At 58.7% G+C, this 19,101-nt stretch carries 18 protein-coding genes and 2 pseudogenes; 17 read left to right on the top strand and 3 right to left on the bottom strand.

Annotated features, from left to right (window positions below; genetic code table 11):
- Positions 1–6 precede the first annotated feature (6 nt).
- The 6 genes from mutL to hflC all read left to right on the top strand — a co-directional run bounded on the left by mutL (position 7) and on the right by hflC (position 6,901).
- Entirely contained in the window at positions 7–1,866 is a 1,860-nt protein-coding gene (mutL, locus tag DR88_RS23975) for a DNA mismatch repair endonuclease MutL (RefSeq protein ID WP_004146723.1), read from the top strand.
- Positions 1,859–2,809 carry a tRNA (adenosine(37)-N6)-dimethylallyltransferase MiaA gene (gene miaA / locus DR88_RS23980; RefSeq protein ID WP_002885652.1) on the top strand — a complete coding sequence of 317 codons (951 nt, stop codon included), beginning with the start codon at positions 1,859–1,861 and terminating at the stop codon, positions 2,807–2,809. Before mutL ends, miaA begins: the two co-directional genes overlap by 8 nt.
- 92 nt (positions 2,810–2,901) lie before the next feature.
- Positions 2,902–3,210 carry an RNA chaperone Hfq gene (hfq, locus tag DR88_RS23985; RefSeq protein ID WP_002885659.1) on the top strand — a complete coding sequence of 103 codons (309 nt, stop codon included), beginning with the start codon at positions 2,902–2,904 and terminating at the stop codon, positions 3,208–3,210.
- A 75-nt stretch (positions 3,211–3,285) separates the two neighbouring features.
- Entirely contained in the window at positions 3,286–4,566 is a 1,281-nt protein-coding gene (hflX, locus tag DR88_RS23990) for a ribosome rescue GTPase HflX (protein WP_004146725.1), read from the top strand.
- A 65-nt stretch (positions 4,567–4,631) separates the two neighbouring features.
- Positions 4,632–5,894 carry an FtsH protease activity modulator HflK gene (gene hflK, locus DR88_RS23995; RefSeq protein WP_004146726.1) on the top strand — a complete coding sequence of 421 codons (1,263 nt, stop codon included), beginning with the start codon at positions 4,632–4,634 and terminating at the stop codon, positions 5,892–5,894.
- Between the two features lie 2 nt (positions 5,895–5,896).
- On the top strand, positions 5,897–6,901 hold the full coding sequence (hflC, locus tag DR88_RS24000) for a protease modulator HflC (protein ID WP_002885662.1): 1,005 nt from the start codon (positions 5,897–5,899) through the stop codon (positions 6,899–6,901).
- Positions 6,902–6,983: 82 nt separating this feature from the next.
- Here hflC and DR88_RS24005 read toward each other — a convergent pair whose 3' ends face one another.
- A complete protein-coding gene (locus DR88_RS24005) occupies positions 6,984–7,274 on the bottom strand; it encodes a hypothetical protein (protein WP_002885663.1) in 291 nt (96 codons plus the stop codon).
- Between the two features lie 223 nt (positions 7,275–7,497).
- On the opposite strand from DR88_RS24005, the gene DR88_RS0124910 reads away from it, so the two are divergent.
- The 6 genes from DR88_RS0124910 to DR88_RS24030 all read left to right on the top strand — a co-directional run bounded on the left by DR88_RS0124910 (position 7,498) and on the right by DR88_RS24030 (position 14,712).
- Positions 7,498–7,689: a DUF2065 domain-containing protein gene (locus DR88_RS0124910; protein ID WP_020953305.1), complete on the top strand. Its 192-nt coding sequence runs from the start codon at positions 7,498–7,500 to the stop codon at positions 7,687–7,689.
- A 102-nt stretch (positions 7,690–7,791) separates the two neighbouring features.
- Entirely contained in the window at positions 7,792–9,090 is a 1,299-nt protein-coding gene (locus tag DR88_RS24010; RefSeq protein ID WP_002885665.1) for an adenylosuccinate synthase, read from the top strand.
- 150 nt (positions 9,091–9,240) lie between these two features.
- On the top strand, positions 9,241–9,666 hold the full coding sequence (gene nsrR / locus DR88_RS24015) for a nitric oxide-sensing transcriptional repressor NsrR (RefSeq protein ID WP_002885667.1): 426 nt from the start codon (positions 9,241–9,243) through the stop codon (positions 9,664–9,666).
- A 36-nt stretch (positions 9,667–9,702) separates the two neighbouring features.
- Positions 9,703–12,135, top strand: a complete 2,433-nt coding sequence (gene rnr / locus DR88_RS24020; protein WP_002885668.1) for a ribonuclease R — start codon at positions 9,703–9,705, stop codon at positions 12,133–12,135.
- A gap of 81 nt (positions 12,136–12,216) precedes the next feature.
- Entirely contained in the window at positions 12,217–12,948 is a 732-nt protein-coding gene (gene rlmB / locus DR88_RS24025; RefSeq protein ID WP_002885669.1) for a 23S rRNA (guanosine(2251)-2'-O)-methyltransferase RlmB, read from the top strand.
- A gap of 126 nt (positions 12,949–13,074) precedes the next feature.
- Entirely contained in the window at positions 13,075–14,712 is a 1,638-nt protein-coding gene (locus DR88_RS24030; RefSeq protein WP_032443776.1) for an isovaleryl-CoA dehydrogenase, read from the top strand.
- Here the strand turns inward: DR88_RS24030 and DR88_RS27535 are convergent.
- Positions 14,703–14,963, bottom strand: coding sequence for a YdgH/BhsA/McbA family protein (locus DR88_RS27535; protein WP_071531346.1), 261 nt, complete (start codon positions 14,961–14,963; stop codon positions 14,703–14,705). The genes DR88_RS24030 and DR88_RS27535 overlap by 10 nt on opposite strands.
- On the opposite strand from DR88_RS27535, the pseudogene ulaB reads away from it, so the two are divergent.
- The 5 genes and pseudogenes from ulaB to DR88_RS24055 form a co-directional block, all read left to right on the top strand.
- Positions 14,881–15,108: pseudogene (ulaB, locus tag DR88_RS29230) on the top strand (PTS ascorbate transporter subunit IIB); the annotation flags it as partial. The gene DR88_RS27535 and the pseudogene ulaB sit on opposite strands and share 83 nt — an antisense overlap.
- Positions 15,109–15,117: 9 nt before the next feature.
- Complete coding sequence (gene ulaC, locus DR88_RS24040) at positions 15,118–15,585, top strand: PTS ascorbate transporter subunit IIA (RefSeq protein WP_002885683.1); 468 nt, start codon at positions 15,118–15,120, stop codon at positions 15,583–15,585.
- Positions 15,586–15,598: 13 nt separating this feature from the next.
- On the top strand, positions 15,599–16,249 hold the full coding sequence (gene ulaD, locus DR88_RS24045; RefSeq protein WP_002885684.1) for a 3-keto-L-gulonate-6-phosphate decarboxylase UlaD: 651 nt from the start codon (positions 15,599–15,601) through the stop codon (positions 16,247–16,249).
- Between the two features lie 9 nt (positions 16,250–16,258).
- Positions 16,259–17,112, top strand: a pseudogene (locus DR88_RS24050) (L-ribulose-5-phosphate 3-epimerase).
- Positions 17,112–17,798, top strand: a complete 687-nt coding sequence (locus DR88_RS24055; RefSeq protein WP_002885687.1) for an L-ribulose-5-phosphate 4-epimerase — start codon at positions 17,112–17,114, stop codon at positions 17,796–17,798. Before DR88_RS24050 ends, DR88_RS24055 begins: the two are co-directional and overlap by 1 nt.
- Positions 17,799–17,861: 63 nt before the next feature.
- On the opposite strand, the gene DR88_RS24060 is transcribed toward DR88_RS24055, so the two are convergent.
- Positions 17,862–19,055 carry an MFS transporter gene (locus DR88_RS24060; protein WP_004146734.1) on the bottom strand — a complete coding sequence of 398 codons (1,194 nt, stop codon included), beginning with the start codon at positions 19,053–19,055 and terminating at the stop codon, positions 17,862–17,864.
- Positions 19,056–19,101: the final 46 nt, after the last annotated feature.

Here is a 19,101-nt window from a genome sequence, read left to right as displayed (position 1 = left end):
CAGGGGATGCCGATTCAGGTTCTGCCGCCGCAGCTCGCCAACCAGATTGCCGCCGGCGAGGTGGTGGAGCGGCCCGCGTCGGTGGTGAAAGAGCTGGTTGAGAACAGTCTTGATGCGGGCGCCACGCGGATTGACATTGATATCGAACGCGGCGGCGCGAAGCTCATTCGCATCCGCGATAACGGCAGCGGCATCAAAAAAGACGAGCTGGCGCTGGCCCTGGCTCGTCATGCGACCAGCAAGATCGCCTCGCTTGACGATCTGGAGGCCATTATTAGCCTCGGCTTTCGCGGCGAAGCGCTGGCCAGTATCAGTTCGGTAGCGCGCTTAACGCTGACTTCGCGCACGGCGGAGCAGCAGGAAGCCTGGCAGGCGTATGCTGAAGGCCGCGATCAGGCGGTGACGGTGAAGCCGGCGGCGCACCCGGTCGGTACCACTCTGGAAGTCCTCGATCTGTTCTATAACACCCCGGCGCGGCGCAAATTCATGCGCACCGAAAAGACCGAGTTCGGCCACATTGACGAGGTGGTGCGCCGCATTGCGCTGGCGCGCTTCGACGTCACTATCAACCTCAGCCATAACGGCAAGGTGATGCGCCAGTATCGGGCCGTCGCTCAGGATGGCCAGCGCGAGCGCCGGCTGGGGACAATTTGCGGCGCCGCTTTTCTCGAACATGCGCTGGCGATCGAGTGGCAGCATGGCGATCTGACCCTGCGCGGCTGGGTCGCCGATCCGCTGCATACCACCCCGGCGCTGGCGGAAATTCAGTATTGCTACGTTAACGGGCGGATGATGCGCGATCGGCTGATCAACCATGCTATCCGCCAGGCCTGTGAAGACAAGCTGGGTGCCGATCAGCAACCGGCGTTTGTGCTGTATCTGGAGATCGATCCCCATCAGGTGGATGTAAACGTCCACCCGGCCAAGCATGAGGTGCGTTTTCATCAGTCGCGCCTGGTGCACGACTTTATCTACCAGGGCGTACTGAGCGTACTGCAGCAGCAGCTTGACGCGCCGCTGGCGGAAAAAGACGACCCGCCGGCGCCGCGCCCGATGCCGGAGAACCGCATCGCCGCGGGCGGCAACCAGTTTGCGCGCCCAGCGGAAGCGCGGGAAACTGCGGCCCGCTTCAGCATCACGCCATCGCGTGAGCCTGCGGCCTCCAGCGGCAAACCGGGCGGCGCGAGCTGGCCGCATGCGCAGCCGGGTTACCAGAAGCAGCAGGGAGCGCTTTATCGTCAACTGCTCGACACGCCAACGGCGCCAAAGCCAGCGTTGCAGCCTCCGGCGGCGGCAGAGTTGGCCGGTCACAGTCAGAGCTTTGGCAGAGTGCTGACGATTGTTGGCGGCGACTGCGCGCTGCTGGAGCGCGAGGGCGGTCTGGCGCTGCTGTCGTTGACCGTTGCCGAGCGCTGGCTGCGCCAGGCGCAGTTGACCCCAGGAGCGGAGGCGGTATGTGCTCAGCCGCTGCTGATCCCGCTGCGGTTAAAAGTTACGGAAGGGGAAAAGCAGGCGCTGGCCGCCGCTCAGCCGGCGCTGGCGCAGCTAGGGATCGATGTGCATACCGATGCCCTGCACGTGACGGTGCGCGCGGTCCCTTTACCCTTAAGACAACAAAATTTACAAATCTTGATTCCTGAACTGATAGGCTACCTGGCGCAGCAAAACGCATTCGACGTCGGCAATATCGCCCAATGGATGGCGCGTAATCTGACGAGCGAACAGACGTCATGGAATATGGCGCAGGCGATTGCGCTGCTGGCGGACGTTGAGCGTCTTTGCCCGCAGCTGGTGAGAACGCCGCCGGGTGGCCTGTTACAACCTGTAGATCTCCATTCGGCGATGAATGCCCTGAAAGATGAATGATGTAACCGAGGCGAGCCTGCCCAAGGCAATTTTTTTAATGGGCCCGACGGCCTCCGGCAAAACCGCGCTGGCGATAGCCTTACGTAAAGTTTTGCCAGTAGAGTTGATTAGCGTTGATTCCGCCCTCATTTATCGGGGAATGGATATTGGCACCGCCAAACCGGATGCTGCGGAGCTTAGCGCTGCGCCGCATCGGCTGCTGGATATTTTGGATCCTGCGGAGGCCTATTCCGCGGCGGATTTTCGCCGCGATGCGCTGGCGGCGATGGCGGATATAGTCGCCGCCGGGCGAATTCCGCTGTTAGTCGGCGGAACGATGTTGTATTTCAAAGCGTTGCTGGAAGGATTGTCGCCCTTACCGTCGGCTGACCCAGAGGTCAGAGCGCGGATTGAGCAGCAGGCCGCAGAGCAGGGGTGGAATGCGTTACATCAGCAATTACAGGAGATCGATCCCGTGGCTGCTGCGCGTATTCATCCAAATGATCCGCAAAGGCTTTCCCGGGCACTGGAAGTTTTTTTCATTTCGGGTAAAACTTTAACGGAACTGACGCAAACGTCAGGAGACGCTCTGCCATATCAGGTGCATCAGTTCGCCATCGCCCCGGCGAGCCGTGAACTGCTCCATCAACGCATAGAACAGCGTTTTCATCAGATGTTAGCTTCAGGTTTTGAAGCAGAAGTACGGGCGCTTTTTGCCCGCGGAGATTTGCATACGGACATGCCTTCCATCCGTTGTGTTGGATACCGCCAGATGTGGTCATATCTCAATGGCGAGATCCCGTATGATGAGATGGTTTATCGAGGTGTTTGCGCCACGAGACAGTTAGCCAAACGTCAGGTCACCTGGCTGCGCGGTTGGGAAGGTGTGCACTGGTTAGACAGTGAACAACCTGAACAAGCGCTCAACAAAGTATTACAGGTTGTTGGTGCGAGCCAGAACTGAACGTGTACAATTAAACGGTATCGTGCGTAATTTTTTTTGAGAATCGTAAGGTTCTGAGTACAAAACAAGCATACATATAAGGAAAAGAGAGAATGGCTAAGGGGCAATCTTTACAAGATCCGTTCCTGAACGCTTTGCGTCGGGAACGCGTTCCGGTTTCTATTTATTTGGTGAATGGTATCAAGCTGCAAGGGCAAATTGAGTCTTTCGATCAGTTCGTGATCCTGTTGAAGAACACGGTCAGCCAGATGGTCTATAAGCACGCAATTTCTACTGTTGTCCCGTCTCGCCCGGTGTCTCACCACAGCAACAATGCTGGCGGCGGTTCCAGTAACTATCACCACGGTGGTAGCGCGCAGGGTTCTTCTGCGCCGCAACAAGACAGCGACGACGCCGAATAAGGCCAGTGCTGTTTTTCCACGCCGGGGAGCCAGGTTTTCTGCGTTCCCCGCTGGTATTTTATAAGGGGTTTACGCTTGTTTGACCGTTATGACGCCGGTGAGCAGGCGGTACTGGTACACATCTATTTTTCGCAAGACAAAGATATGGAAGATCTCCAGGAGTTTGAAACTCTGGCCTCTTCCGCCGGTGTCGAAGCAATGCAGGTGATTACCGGTAGCCGTAAAGCACCGCACCCGAAGTATTTTGTTGGTGAAGGTAAGGCAGTCGAAATTGCGGAAGCCGTTAAAGCGACCGGCGCTTCGGTCGTGCTCTTCGATCATGCCCTGAGTCCGGCGCAAGAACGTAACCTGGAACGCCTGTGCGAATGCCGGGTTATCGATCGCACCGGTCTTATTTTAGATATTTTCGCCCAGCGCGCGCGCACCCATGAAGGGAAATTGCAGGTCGAGCTGGCGCAGCTGCGCCATATGGCGACTCGCCTTGTCCGCGGTTGGACCCACCTTGAAAGACAGAAGGGCGGGATTGGTTTGCGTGGCCCGGGTGAAACCCAGCTCGAAACCGACCGCCGTTTATTGCGTAACCGTATCATGCAGATCCTGTCGCGGCTGGAAAAAGTCGAGAAACAGCGCGAGCAGGGGCGGCGGTCGCGTGCGAAAGCCGATATTCCTACCGTGTCGCTGGTGGGCTATACCAACGCCGGAAAATCAACGCTCTTTAACCAGATCACTGCCGCCGAGGTCTATGCCGCGAACCAGCTGTTCGCCACCCTGGACCCGACGCTGCGCCGCATTGACGTCCCTGACGTCGGCGAAACGGTGCTGGCCGATACCGTCGGCTTTATTCGCCACCTGCCGCACGATCTGGTAGCCGCGTTTAAAGCGACGTTGCAGGAGACGCGTCAGGCGACGCTGCTGCTGCATGTGATTGATGCGGCGGATGTCCGCGTGCAGGAAAACATTGATGCGGTAAATACGGTTCTCGCTGAAATTGAGGCCGATGAGATCCCGGCGCTGCTGGTGATGAACAAAATCGACATGCTTGACGATTTTGAACCGCGCATCGATCGCGACGATGAAAATAAACCGATTCGGGTCTGGCTTTCAGCCCAGACCGGGGTTGGCGTACCACTGCTTTTTCAGGCATTAACGGAGCGTCTTTCCGGTGAAGTGGCCCAGCATACGCTGCGCTTACCGCCGAAAGAAGGGCGACTGAGAAGCCGTTTCTATCAGCTTCAGGCGATAGAAAAAGAGTGGATGGAGGATGACGGCAGCGTGAGTCTGCAGGTGCGCATGCCGATCGTTGACTGGCGGCGCCTCTGTAAGCAAGAGCCAACGCTTGTTGACTATGTGGTTTAACCTTGCAGCTTGCCTGAAGATATTGACCCCTGTGGGGATATCAAAAACAAATATGGAGCATATACATGGCGTGGAATCAGCCCGGTAATAACGGACAGGACCGCGACCCGTGGGGGAGCAGCAAACCTGGCGGCAACTCTGAGGGAAATGGCAATAAAGGCGGTCGCGAGCAGGGGCCGCCGGATCTGGATGATATCTTCCGCAAGTTAAGTAAAAAACTTGGCGGGCTCGGCGGCGGCAAGGGCGGACTGGGCGGCGGCAATAGCGCGCAGGGGCCTCGCGGACCGATGGGCGGGCGTATTGTCGGCATCGTTGCCGCGGCGGCAGTGATTATCTGGGCGGCCAGCGGTTTCTATACCATTAAAGAGGCCGAGCGCGGCGTGGTCACCCGTTTTGGTAAGTTCAGCCATCTGGTTGAGCCTGGCCTGAACTGGAAACCGACCTTTATCGATAACGTTCAGGCGGTGAACGTGGAGTCGGTGCGCGAACTTGCGGCTTCCGGCGTCATGCTGACCTCTGACGAAAACGTGGTGCGCGTTGAGATGAACGTGCAGTACCGCGTCACCGATCCGGAGCGCTATCTGTTTAGCGTGACCAGCGCGGACGACAGTCTGCGTCAGGCCACCGACAGCGCGCTGCGCGGCGTGATCGGCAAATACACCATGGATCGCATTCTGACCGAAGGTCGTACCGTGATCCGTAGCGATACCCAGCGTGAGCTGGAAGAGACGATTCGCCCGTACAACATGGGTATCACTCTGCTGGACGTCAACTTCCAGACGGCGCGTCCGCCGGAAGAGGTGAAGGCCGCGTTTGACGATGCCATTGCCGCGCGTGAGAACGAGCAGCAGTACATTCGTGAAGCGGAAGCCTATACCAACGAAGTCCAGCCGCGGGCGAATGGTCAGGCGCAGCGTATCCTCGAAGAGGCACGCGCCTATAAGACCCAGACTGTTCTGGAAGCCCAGGGTGAAGTGGCTCGCTTTGCGAAGATCCTGCCGGAATACAAAGCCGCGCCGGAAATTACCCGCGAGCGTCTGTATATCGAAACCATGGAAAAAGTGCTGAGCCACACCCGTAAAGTGCTGGTCAATGACAGCAAAAACGGCAATCTGATGGTTCTGCCGCTGGATCAGATGCTGAAAGGCGCCGCTGCGCCGGCAGCAAAGAGCGATAGCAGTGACGCCAGCGATCTGCTGCGCCTGCCACCAGCATCCAGCTCAAGCAGCGCCAGCACCTCATCAACCTCGAGCTCAACCGGGGGTAGCATTATGGACCAACGCCGCGCTAACGCGCAGCGTAACGACTACCAGCGTCAGGGGGAATAACGATGCGTAAATCTGTTATCGCGATCATTGTCATCGTGCTGGTAGTGCTCTACATGTCTGTCTTTGTCGTAAAGGAAGGCGAGCGCGGTATCACGCTGCGTTTCGGTAAAGTTCTGCGCGACGACGAAAACAAGCCGCTGGTGTATGCGCCAGGCCTGCACTTCAAGATCCCGTTTATCGAATCGGTGAAGATGCTGGATGCGCGTATTCAGACCATGGACAACCAGGCTGACCGTTTCGTTACTAAAGAGAAGAAAGACCTGATCGTCGACTCCTATATCAAGTGGCGCATCAGCGACTTCAGCCGTTACTACCTGGCAACCGGCGGCGGCGACGTCTCCCAGGCCGAGGTGCTGCTGAAGCGTAAATTCTCTGACCGTCTGCGTTCTGAAATTGGTCGTCTGGATGTGAAAGATATCGTCACCGACTCCCGTGGTCGCCTGACCCTGGAAGTGCGCGATGCGCTGAACTCGGGTTCGGCCGGTACGGAAGATGAGGTTAGCACCCCGGCGGCTGACGACGCGATTGCTAAAGCGGCAGAGCGTGTGGAAGCCGAAACCAACGGTAAAGTGCAGGTGATCAACCCGAACAGTATGGCGGCGCTGGGTATCGAAGTTGTCGACGTACGTATCAAACAGATCAACCTGCCGGCAGAAGTGTCGGAAGCGATTTATAACCGTATGCGCGCGGAGCGTGAAGCGGTTGCTCGTCGCCATCGTTCACAGGGTCAGGAAGAGGCGGAAAAACTGCGCGCGACTGCGGACTATGAAGTCACCAAGACGCTGGCGGAAGCCGAGCGCCAGGGCCGTATCCTGCGTGGTGAAGGTGATGCGGAATCAGCGAAACTGTTTGCCGACGCGTTCAGCCAGGATCCAGGCTTCTACTCCTTTATCCGTAGCCTGCGTGCCTATGAGAAGAGCTTCCAGAGCAATCAGGATGTGATGGTCCTGAGTCCGGACAGCGATTTCTTCCGCTATATGCGTTCACCGGATTCGGCGCGTAAATAAGCCGGAGAAGGTGTAAACCTGAAGTAATAATGCGAAAAGGCGCCTGAAACAGGCGCCTTTTTTCATGCTGCGAGGGCGGGAATTAGTTGCCGAGTAGCTTGTTCAGCAGGCCGCCGATCACCGGCAGGCCTGCCAGCGCACTTTCGATGGTGCCGCCGATAGTCGACCCAACGCTTTCGCCCAGGGTTTTGCCCAGGTCCGGCGCCAGGTCGGCCAGATTGAGGGTGCCAAGCAGTGGCAGGTTAATGCTCAGGGCATCGGTGCCCATCGTCCATGCGGCTGCGCCGACCTTGCTGCCTAAGGCCGCCAGACCATCCTGTAACCAGCCTGCGCCGCTCACATTTTCGATTTCAAATGCGGTTAATTCTCTCATCATAATCTTCCTGATTAAGTAGACGTACCGGGTTGTAGTACGCGATGGCATAGTTACAATTTAAAAAATATCCAGCAATACAATTAGTTGTGAATTTTGTTTCACCTTTCTGGTTCATAATGAAGCTGAAATACGGGACAATGTGAAATGAGGGAATGAATTCACCATGCTGGCCGATGACGCCCGCGAGGGCGGCAATGATACTTTTCAATTAGGGTTGACGATGAACTCCACCATTTGGCTGGCGCTGGTTTTAGTACTTGAAGGGCTTGGCCCGCTGCTTTATCCGCGCGCCTGGCGCAAGATGGTCGCCAGCCTGAGCCAGCTACCGGATAATTTATTGCGTCGTTTTGGCGGCGGACTTGTGGTTGCCGGGATTGTGATCTACTACATGTTGAGGAAATCGATTGGCTGATCAAAAAGTGGTCGGATTTGCCTTATTTTGGATGCAAAAAGTGCTGTAACTCTGAAAAAGCGATGGTAGAATCCATTTTTAAGCAAACGGTGATTTTGAAAAATGGGTAACAACGTCGTCGTACTGGGCACCCAATGGGGTGACGAAGGTAAAGGGAAGATCGTCGATCTCCTGACTGAACGGGCTAAATATGTTGTGCGCTATCAGGGTGGTCACAACGCCGGCCATACTCTCGTAATCAACGGTGAAAAAACCGTTCTCCATCTTATTCCATCAGGCATTCTGCGTGAAAACGTCACCAGCATCATCGGTAACGGCGTCGTGCTGTCTCCGGCCGCGCTGATGAAAGAGATGAAGGGCCTGGAAGACCGTGGTATCCCGGTTCGCGAGCGTCTGCTGCTCTCTGAAGCCTGCCCGCTTATCCTTGACTATCACGTGGCGCTGGACGTGGCGCGTGAAAAAGCGCGTGGCGCGAAAGCGATCGGCACTACCGGTCGCGGCATTGGCCCGGCTTACGAAGATAAAGTCGCTCGTCGCGGTCTGCGCGTTGGCGATCTGTTCGATAAAGCAACCTTCGCCGATAAACTGAAAGAAGTGATGGAATATCACAACTTCCAGCTGGTGAACTTCTACAAAGCAGAAGCGGTTGACTACCAGAAAGTGCTGGACGATGTGATGGCGATTGCCGACATCCTGACCAGCATGGTGGTGGACGTATCCGACCTGCTGGATCAGGCGCGTCAGCGCGGCGACTTCGTGATGTTCGAAGGCGCGCAGGGTACGCTGCTGGATATCGACCACGGTACCTACCCGTACGTTACGTCCTCTAACACCACCGCAGGTGGCGTGGCGACCGGCTCCGGCCTGGGCCCGCGTTATGTGGATTACGTTCTCGGTATCATTAAAGCGTACTCGACTCGCGTCGGTGCAGGTCCGTTCCCGACCGAGCTGTTTGATGAAACTGGCGAGTTCCTCTGCAAGCAGGGTAACGAATTCGGCGCCACCACCGGCCGCCGTCGTCGTACCGGCTGGCTGGACGCGGTCGCAGTCCGTCGCGCGGTGCAGATTAACTCCCTGTCCGGCTTCTGCCTGACTAAACTGGACGTCCTCGACGGCCTGAAAGAAGTGAAAATCTGCGTTGGCTACCGTATGCCGGATGGCCGCGAAGTGACCACCACTCCGCTGGCTGCCGATAACTGGGAAGGTATCGAGCCTATCTACGAAACCATGCCGGGCTGGTCCGAAACCACCTTCGGCGTGAAAGAGCGCAGCGGCCTGCCGCAGGCAGCCCTGAACTACATCCAGCGTATTGAAGAGCTGACCGGCGTGCCGGTGGATATCATCTCTACCGGTCCAGACCGTACCGAGACTATGATTCTGCGCGATCCGTTCGACGCGTAATCACTCTCAAGGGGCGCCGTTCGGGCGCCCTTGTTTTTGCTGTTCGCCCGCCCCATTTCAAATAAATTAGCGGCCTGAGCGCTGGCTGGTTTATCATCAATAATAATGATGTCGCTCGACATACCCTGTTTTCTTTTCCCTGAGGTTTATGTGCAGTTAACGAGTTTCACCGATTACGGACTACGCGCGCTGATTTATATGGCGTCGCTGCCGGAAGGACGAATGACCAGTATCTCGGAAGTGACCGAGGTCTATGGCGTCTCCCGTAATCATATGGTTAAAATAATCAATCAGTTAAGTCGCATGGGCTACGTGACTGCCGTGCGGGGGAAGAACGGGGGCATTCGCCTCGGCAAACCAGCAGGACAGATCCGCGTCGGTGACGTGGTGCGTGACCTTGAACCCTTATCGCTGGTCAACTGCAGCAGCGAGTTTTGCCACATTACACCAGCCTGTCGTCTGAAACAGGCACTAGCTGAAGCCGCGCAGAGTTTTCTCAAGGAACTGGATAACTATACGCTGGCTGATTTGGTTGAGAAGAATCAACCGCTTTATAAATTATTGCTGGTGGAGTGACGCCACTCTGCCGGAGATGACAACGGAGGAACCGATATGTCACAAGATCCATTCCAGGAACGCGAAGCTGAGAAGTACGCGAACCCTATCCCGAGCCGGGAATTTATCCTCGAACATTTAACTAAACGGGAAAAGCCTGCCAGCCGCGATGAGCTGGCCATCGAGTTAAATATCGAGGGCGAAGAGCAAACCGAAGCGCTGCGCCGCCGCCTGCGCGCGATGGAGCGCGACGGTCAGCTGGTCTTCACCCGCCGCCAGTGCTATGCCCTGCCGGAACGCCTCGATCTCCTCAAAGGAACCGTTATTGGCCACCGCGATGGCTATGGTTTCCTGCGCGTTGAAGGGCGCAAAGACGATCTGTACCTGTCGTCAGAGCAGATGAAAACCTGTATTCACGGCGACCAGGTGCTGGCTCAGCCGCTGGGCGCGGACCGTAAGGGCCGCCGCGAAGCGCGCATCGTCCGCGTCCTCGTGCCGAAAACCAGCCAGATAGTTGGCCGTTACTTCACCGACGCTGGCGTCGGCTTTGTCGTCCCGGACGACAGCCGCCTGAGCTTCGATATCCTGATCCCGCCGGAAGAGATAATGGGCGCGCGGATGGGCTACGTGGTCGTGGTCGAGCTGACCCAGCGACCAACCCGCCGCACCAAAGCGGTGGGTAAAATCGTCGAAGTGCTGGGCGACAACATGGGCACCGGCATGGCCGTCGATATGGCGCTGCGTACCCATGAAATTCCTTATGTCTGGCCGCCGGCGGTGGAAAAACAGGTTTCCGGTCTCAAAGAACAGGTGCCGGAAGAGGCGAAGGCCGGACGCGTCGATTTACGCTCGCTGCCGCTGGTTACCATTGACGGCGAAGATGCCCGCGACTTCGATGACGCGGTGTACTGCGAGAAGAAACGCGGCGGCGGCTGGCGCCTGTGGGTCGCCATTGCCGACGTCAGCTACTACGTGCGCCCGGGGACGCCGCTGGATGCGGAAGCGCGCAGTCGTGGCACCTCGGTCTACTTCCCGTCGCAGGTAGTGCCGATGCTGCCGGAAGTGCTGTCTAACGGTCTATGCTCGCTGAACCCGCAGGTCGATCGCCTGTGTATGGTGTGCGAGATGACGATTTCGTCAAAAGGCCGTCTGACCGGTTATAAATTCTATGAAGCGGTGATGAGTTCACATGCTCGCCTGACCTACACCAAAGTGTGGCATATGCTGCAGGGTGACCAGGAACTGCGCGAACACTACGCGCCGCTGGTGAAGCACATTGAAGAGCTGCATAACCTCTACAAAGTGCTGGAGAGCGCCCGCGAAGAGCGCGGCGGTATCTCATTTGAAAGTGAAGAAGCTAAATTCATCTTCAATGCCGAACGCCGTATTGAGCGTATCGAACAGACTCAGCGTAACGATGCGCATAAGCTGATTGAAGAGTGCATGATCCTGGCGAACATCTCCGCCGCGCGCTTCGTTGAGAAGGCGCAGGAGCCGGCGCTGTTCCGTATCCATGATAAGCCAACCACCGAAGCGATTACCTCCTTCCGTACCGTGCTGGCTGAGCTGGGACTGGAGCTGCCTGGCGGCAACAAGCCGGAGCCGCGTGATTACGCAGAGCTGCTAACCTCCATCGCCGATCGCCCGGATGCGGAAATGCTGCAGACGATGCTCCTGCGCTCCATGAAGCAGGCGGTCTACGATCCGGAAAACCGCGGTCACTTTGGCCTGGCGCTGCAGTCATACGCCCACTTCACCTCGCCGATTCGTCGTTACCCGGACCTGTCGCTGCACCGCGCTATCAAGTATCTGCTGGCCAAAGAGCAGGGACATAAAGGCAACAGCACCGAGACCGGCGGCTGGCACTACAGCATGGAAGAGATGCTCCAGCTGGGTCAGCACTGTTCGATGACCGAGCGCCGTGCCGACGAAGCGACGCGCGAAGTGTCTGACTGGCTGAAGTGCGACTTCATGCAGGATCAGGTGGGCAACATCTTCTCCGGCGTGATCGCCAGCGTGACCGGCTTTGGCTTCTTCGTCCGCCTGAACGATCTGTTTATCGACGGTCTGGTGCATGTTTCCAGCCTGGATAACGACTATTATCGTTTCGACCAGGTGGGGCAGCGTCTCATTGGTGAGTCCGGCGGCCAGACCTATCGCCTGGGCGACCGCGTGGAAGTCCGTGTGGAAGCGGTCAACATGGACGAGCGGAAAATCGACTTTACCCTGATCTCCAGCGAGCGTGCGCCGCGTAATGTCGGCAAGACCGCCCGTGAGAAAGCGAAAAAGAGTACCTCTGGCAAGCCGGGCGGCCGTCGCCGCCAGGTGGGTAAGCAGGTAAACTTCGAGCCGGACAGCGCTTTCCGTAAAGAGAAAGAGACCGCCCGACCGAAGAAAGAGAAAAAAGCGAAAAAACCGTCGGCGAAAACACAGAAAATCGCCGCCGCGACGAAAGCCAAGCGCGCGGCAAAGAAGAAGATCGCCGAGTGATTGACCTCCCTTCACCCTGAAGTCTGCTGACGCAGGATGGGGTGAAGGGGGCAGATAACAGAACCTAAAACGAGTACATCAATGAGTGAAATGATTTACGGCATCCATGCGGTGCAGGCACTGCTGGAGCGCGCACCTGAGCGTTTTCAGGAAGTTTATATTCTGAAAGGCCGTGAGGATAAGCGCTTGCTGCCGCTGATCCATGCCCTGGAAGCGCAGGGCGTGGTGATTCAGCTGGCCAACCGTCAGTTTCTTGATGAGAAGAGCGAAGGCGCTGTGCACCAGGGGATCATTGCCCGCGTGAAGCCGGGGCGTCAGTATCAGGAGAACGATCTGCCGGATCTGCTGGCGCAGCTCGATCAACCGTTCCTGCTGATCCTCGACGGCGTAACCGATCCGCACAACCTCGGCGCCTGCCTGCGTAGCGCTGACGCCGCCGGCGTGCATGCGGTGATCGTGCCAAAAGATCGTTCCGCTCAGTTGAATGCGACGGCGAAGAAAGTGGCCTGCGGCGCGGCGGAGAACGTCCCGCTGATCCGCGTCACCAACCTGGCGCGCACCATGCGTCTGCTGCAGGAAGAGAACGTCTGGATCGTCGGAACCGCAGGGGAAGCCGACCATACGCTGTTCCAGAGCAAAATGACCGGCCCGATGGCGCTGGTGATGGGCGCGGAAGGCGAAGGCATGCGTCGTCTGACCCGCGAACACTGTGATGAATTGATCAGCATCCCGATGGCGGGCAGCGTCTCCTCGCTGAACGTCTCGGTGGCTACCGGCATCTGTCTGTTTGAAGCAGTACGCCAGCGCAGCTAAGCTGAACCATCGACGAATCAAAAAAAAGCCATCCTCCGGGATGGCTTTTTTGTGACCGCTCTCGCGGGCGAGTATCCCTCCGGATAACCATACTTATGGCTATCGCCATTGATGGAGGGAGACACGATGCACTGGCAAACGCACACCGTTTTTAATCAACCCACCCCGCTGAATAACAGCAATCTGTTTCTGTCCGATACCGCTCTGCGTGAAGCCGTGGTCCGCGAAGGCGCCGGCTGGGATGGCGATCTGCTCGCCAGCATTGGCCAGCAGCTGGGGACAGCCGAATCGCTGGAGCTGGGACGCCTGGCCAACAGCAATCCGCCGGAGCTGCTGCGCTATGACGCCACCGGCGCCCGGCTGGACGACGTGCGCTTCCATCCCGCCTGGCACCTGCTGATGCAGGGGCTGTGCGCGAACCGGGTACATAATCTCGCCTGGCAGGAGGATGCCCGCGAAGGCGCGTTTGTCGCCCGCGCCGCCCGCTTTCTGCTCCATGCCCAGGTGGAGGCCGGGACGTTGTGCCCGATTACCATGACCTTCGCCGCAACGCCCCTGCTGCAGCACGCCCTGCCCGCGCCCTTTCGCGACTGGCTGTCGCCACTGCTGAGCGACCGTTACGATCCGCACCTTGCGCCTGGCGGCCAGAAGCGCGGCCTGCTGATCGGCATGGGGATGACCGAGAAGCAAGGGGGGTCTGATGTGCTGAGCAATACCACTCGCGCGGAGAAAACGGCGGAAGGGTTTTACCGACTGGTGGGACACAAGTGGTTCTTCTCGGTGCCGCAGAGCGATGCTCACCTGTTGCTGGCTCAGGCTCCGACGGGGCTCTCATGCTTCTTTGTGCCGCGTCTGCTGCCCGACGGGCAGCGTAACGGCGTGCGTCTTGAACGCTTAAAAGAGAAGCTCGGCAACCGCTCCAACGCCAGTAGCGAAGTGGAGTTTTATGATGCCTGCGGCTGGCTGGTGGGCGACGAAGGCGACGGCGTGCGGCAGATCCTCAGGATGGGCGGCCTGACCCGCTTTGACTGCGCGCTGGGCAGCCATGCCCTGATGCGTCGCGCCTTCTCGGTGGCGCTGTATCACGCGCTACAGCGTCAGGCGTTTGGCAAAAACCTGGTCGAACAGCCGATGATGCGCCAGCTGCTGGGGCAAATGGCGCTCCGTCTGGAGGGGCAGACCGCGTTTCTGTTTCGCCTGGCGCGGGCCTGGGACCGTCGGGATGATGCCCGGGAAAGCGCCTGGGCGCGCCTGTTTACGCCTGCGGCCAAGTTTGCCATCTGTAAGGCCGGTATCCCGTTTGTCGCCGAGGCGATGGAAGTGCTGGGCGGCATCGGCTATTGCGAGGAGAGCGAACTCCCGCGCCTCTACCGTGAGATGCCGGTCAACAGCATCTGGGAAGGGTCCGGCAATATTATGTGCCTCGATGTGATGCGGGTGCTGAGCAAGCAGCCGGCGGCGATGGAGCTGCTGGCCGCGGAGTGTGCGGAGGTGAAAGGACAGAACCGCCATCTCGACCGCGCATGGCGTCAGCTGCAGCAACTGCTGAAACGACCCGCCGAAGAGCAGGGGAGAGAGATTGCCCGGCTGGTCTATCGTCTTGGCGCGGGGGCGCAGATGCTGCGCCATGCTTCGCCGCCGCTGGCCGAAGCCTGGTGCCGGATGATGCTCGACACCCGCGGCGGCATACGTCTTGACGCGCCGACCCTCGACGACCTGCTGCTGCGGGCTATGGGGCGCGGGCGCCAGGCGCCTCAGGCGTAGAGAATGGCCTGCACGCGCCAGCTGTCCGGCTGTTGTTCCTCGTACATCTGAATAATGCGATACCAGGAGGCGCCTTGCTCGTCTGCTTTGCGGGCAATGGCGTGCTCTACATCCTGTTGGCTACCGGAAAGATTAGTGACGGAGATCAGACCGATTTCATTCAGGCCAGTGACGCAATCCAATATCGACCACACGGTGAACAGCTGCGCGGTGGGTGAATACAAAAGCGAACTAAACGGCGCGGATATCATCATCGCTTCAACCCATATCGCGGGGGAGATTACCGTCTCCGGCAATAAACACGTGGTGGGGGTGCGTAATATGCTTTCCCCCGCGGATTTCGGGCCAAAGCTGCTGGAGGTGATTAAAGCTCATTTCCCGCAGGACGTGAAATAAGGAGCGGCTATGAAACTCCATGAATCACTGGCGCAGAATCACTCCATTCGCCTGCAGGCGGAAGCGGAAACCTGGCAGGAGGCGGTGAAAATCGGCGTCGATCTGCTGGTGGCCGCCGACGTGGTGGAACCGCGCTACTACCAGGCAATCCTCGACGGCGTCGCGCAGCACGGCCCCTATTTTGTGATCGCTCCGGGATTAGCCATGCCGCACGGGCGGCCGGAAGAGGGCGTCAAAAAAACCGGCTTTGCGCTGGTCACGCTAAAGAAACCGCTGATTTTCAACCACGAAGATAACGACCCGGTCGACATCCTGATCACCATGGCGGCGGTTGACGCCACCACCCACCAGGAAGTGGGCATCATGCAGATCGTTAACCTGTTTGATGACGAAGCCAATTTCGACCGTTTACGCGCCTGCCGCAGTGAGCAGGAAGTGCTGGATTTAATCAAAAACGCCACCGCGGCGGCTGTTTAAAAGGAACACTATCATGTCATTACCTATGTTACAGGTCGCCCTGGACAACCAAACGCTGGCCAGCGCTTATGAAACAACCCGTCTGATCGCCGAAGAGGTAGATATCATTGAAGTCGGCACTATCCTCTGCGTCGGTGAAGGTGTACGCGCGGTGCGCGATCTGAAAGCGCTGTATCCGCATAAAATCGTGCTGGCGGACGCCAAAATTGCCGATGCCGGCAAGATCCTGTCGCGGATGTGCTTCGAAGCCAACGCCGACTGGGTCACGGTGATCTGCTGCGCCGATATCAACACCGCCAAAGGGGCGCTGGATGTCGCCAAAGAGTTCAACGGCGATGTGCAAATTGAGCTGACCGGCTTCTGGACCTGGGAGCAGGCGCAGGCGTGGCGCGAGGCGGGTATTCAGCAGGTGGTCTATCACCGCAGCCGCGACGCGCAGGCGGCAGGCGTGGCGTGGAGTGAGGCGGATATCAGCGCGATTAAGCGTCTGTCTGATATGGGCTTCAAAGTGACCGTCACCGGCGGGCTGGCGCTGGAAGACCTGCCGCTGTTTGCCGGGATCCCTGTTCACGTCTTTATTGCCGGACGCAGCATCCGCGATGCCGCCTCGCCGGTGGAAGCGGCGCGCCAGTTTAAACGCTCTATCGCCCAGCTGTGGGGTTAAGGAGCGACTATGTTGGCGAAATCCATTCCGCTCGGCATCTATGAAAAAGCGCTCCCCGCCGGGGAGTGCTGGCTGGAGCGGCTAAAGCTTGCAAAAGCGCTGGGCTTTGATTTCGTTGAGATGTCTCTCGATGAAACTGACGCCCGCCTTGCGCGGCTGGACTGGAGCCCGGAGCAGCGTCTGGCGCTGGTCAAGGCGGTGGCTGAAACCGGCGTCCGGGTGCCGTCGATGTGCCTTAGCGCCCATCGCCGTTTTCCGCTGGGTAGTGAAGACGACGCGGTGCGGCATCAGGGGCTGGAAATTATGCGTAAAGCTATTCAGCTGGCGCAGGATGTGGGGATTCGGGTGATCCAGCTGGCAGGCTACGACGTCTATTACCAGCAGGCGAACGATGAGACGCGCCGCCGCTTTCGTGACGGCCTGAAACAGAGCGTCGAGATGGCCAGCCGAGCCCAGGTAACCCTGGCGATGGAGATCATGGACTACCCGCTGATGAACTCGATCAGTAAAGCGCTGGGCTATGCCCATTACCTGAATAATCCGTGGTTCCAGCTTTACCCGGATATCGGCAATCTGTCGGCGTGGGATAACGACGTCCAGATGGAGCTGAAGGCGGGGAGCGGCATATCGTGGCGGTACACGTCAAAGACACGAAGCCCGGCGTCTTTAAAAACGTGCCGTTCGGCGAAGGGGTGGTCGATTTTGAACGCTGCTTCGAAACGCTCAAGCAGACCGGCTACTGCGGACCGTACCTGATTGAGATGTGGAGCGAAACCAGCGCTGACCCGCTGGCGGAGGTGGCGAAGGCGCGTGACTGGGTGAAGGCGCGGATGGCCCGCGCGGGTCTGATGGAGGCGGCATAATGCAACAGCTGAAACAGCAGGTGTTCGAGGCCAATATGGATCTGCCGCGCTACGGCCTGGTGACCTTTACCTGGGGTAACGTTAGCGCCATTGATCGGCAGCGTGGGCTGGTGGTGATTAAGCCCAGCGGCATCGCCTACGAGTCAATGACCGTCGATGACATGTCGGTGGTTGATCTGCAGGGGCACGTGGTGGAAGGGCGCTGGCGTCCCTCCTCTGATACCGCCACCCATCTGGCGCTCTATCGCCGTTATCCCGACCTTGGCGGGGTGGTGCATACCCATTCGACGCACGCCACCGCCTGGGCGCAGGCGGGGCTGGCGATCCCGGCGCTCGGCACCACCCATGCGGACTACTTCTTCGGCGATATTCCCTGCACCCGGGCGCTTAGCGCACAGGAGGTGGACGAGGCCTACGAGCTGAACACCGGGCAAGTGATTATCGAAACGCTGGGTGAGGCCAATCCGCTGCATACCCCGGGGATCGTCGTCTATCAGCACGGGCCATTTGCCTGGGGCAAAGACGCCCACGAGGCGGTACACAACGCGGTGGTGATGGAAGAGGTGGCGCGCATGGCGTGGATTGCCCGCGGCATTAATCCGCAGTTGCAGCCCATCGATAGCTGGCTGATGAATAAGCATTTTCAGCGTAAGCATGGGCCAAACGCCTACTATGGGCAAAAGTAGATAGCGCGCTCCGGGGCTTTCACCCCTCACGGTGAAGCAACTGGTCTGGCCCCGGAGCCGTTTTTAATCCTGACGATAGGCCGACGGCATCACGCGCATGCCGATGAGCGTGACCACGCAAATTATCGCCCCGGCGTAAAACGTCGAGGCGGCGCCGAAGGTTTCCCACAGTACCCCCGCGCCGGTGCTGGCCAGCAGCAGAGCCAGGCCACTCATCAGATTAAACATACCGAACGCCGTGCCGCGTAGCTCCGGTGGCGCCGTATGGGCGACCATCGCCGCCAGCAGGCCCTGGGTCATTCCCATATGAATCCCCCACAGCGCGACGCCGATCAGCAGCGTGCTCCAGTGGCTGCTGAGCGCCAGCACGATATCGGCGAGGATCAGCACCAGCAGCCCCCACTGCAGCAGTTTGCTGTGGCTCATGCTGTCTGAGAGTTTACCGAACGGGTAAGCCGTGAGGCTGTAGACCAGGTTCATCGCCACCATCACCAGCGGGATGGTATAGAGCGGGATCTCCATCTGCTGGGCGCGCAGCACCAGAAAGGCTTCGCTGAAGCGGGCGAGGGTGAAAATGCTGCCGATCGCGACCACCCACCAGTAGGCGGCGGAGAGCTTTTTCAGGTTTTCGCGCTTCAGCGGATTGCTGCGTTTGTGCGCGATGGCGGATTTTGGCTCCTGTAGGCCGAATCCGAGCAGGAGAATGGAGAGCACGGCGGGAATGACCGCCACCCAGAAAATAGCGTGAAAATCGTTGGCCCAGATAAACATCAGCAGCACCGCCAGCAGCGGGCCGAGAAAGGCGCCGACGGTATCCAGCGCCTGGCGTAGTCCGTAGGCGGCGCCGCGGATCTCCGGCGGGGTGACGTCGGCGACCAGCGCATCGCGCGGCGCGCCGCGAATACCTTTGCCTACGCGGTCAATCATGCGGGCGCTAAACACCACCCCGGCGGTAGGGGCGATGGCAAACAGCGGCTTACTGAGCGCGCCCAGGCCGTAGCCCAGCAGCGCCAGTCCTTTACGCTTGCCGACATAGTCGCTGATTGCGCCGGAGAAGACCTTCAGGATCAGGGCGGTGGCTTCCGCCAGTCCCTCGATAAGACCGATAATTATCACGCTGGCGCCGAGGGTAGTGGCCATAAACAGCGGTAAGAGGCTGTGGATCATCTCGGAGGAGACATCCATCAGCAGGCTGACGCCGCCGAGTACCCAAACGCCTTTGGGGATACGGCCTAAGGTGGCGAAACGCGGAACCATCAATCACTCCTGATTATCAAATGGCGAGTGGCTGATTAAATCAGGT

Origin of the sequence: Klebsiella pneumoniae (genome assembly GCF_000742135.1) — a bacterium.
Taxonomy (GTDB): Bacteria; Pseudomonadota; Gammaproteobacteria; order Enterobacterales; family Enterobacteriaceae; genus Klebsiella; species Klebsiella pneumoniae.
Note: the sequence above shows the minus strand (reverse complement) of the source record. Positions and strands in the feature narration are given on the sequence as shown.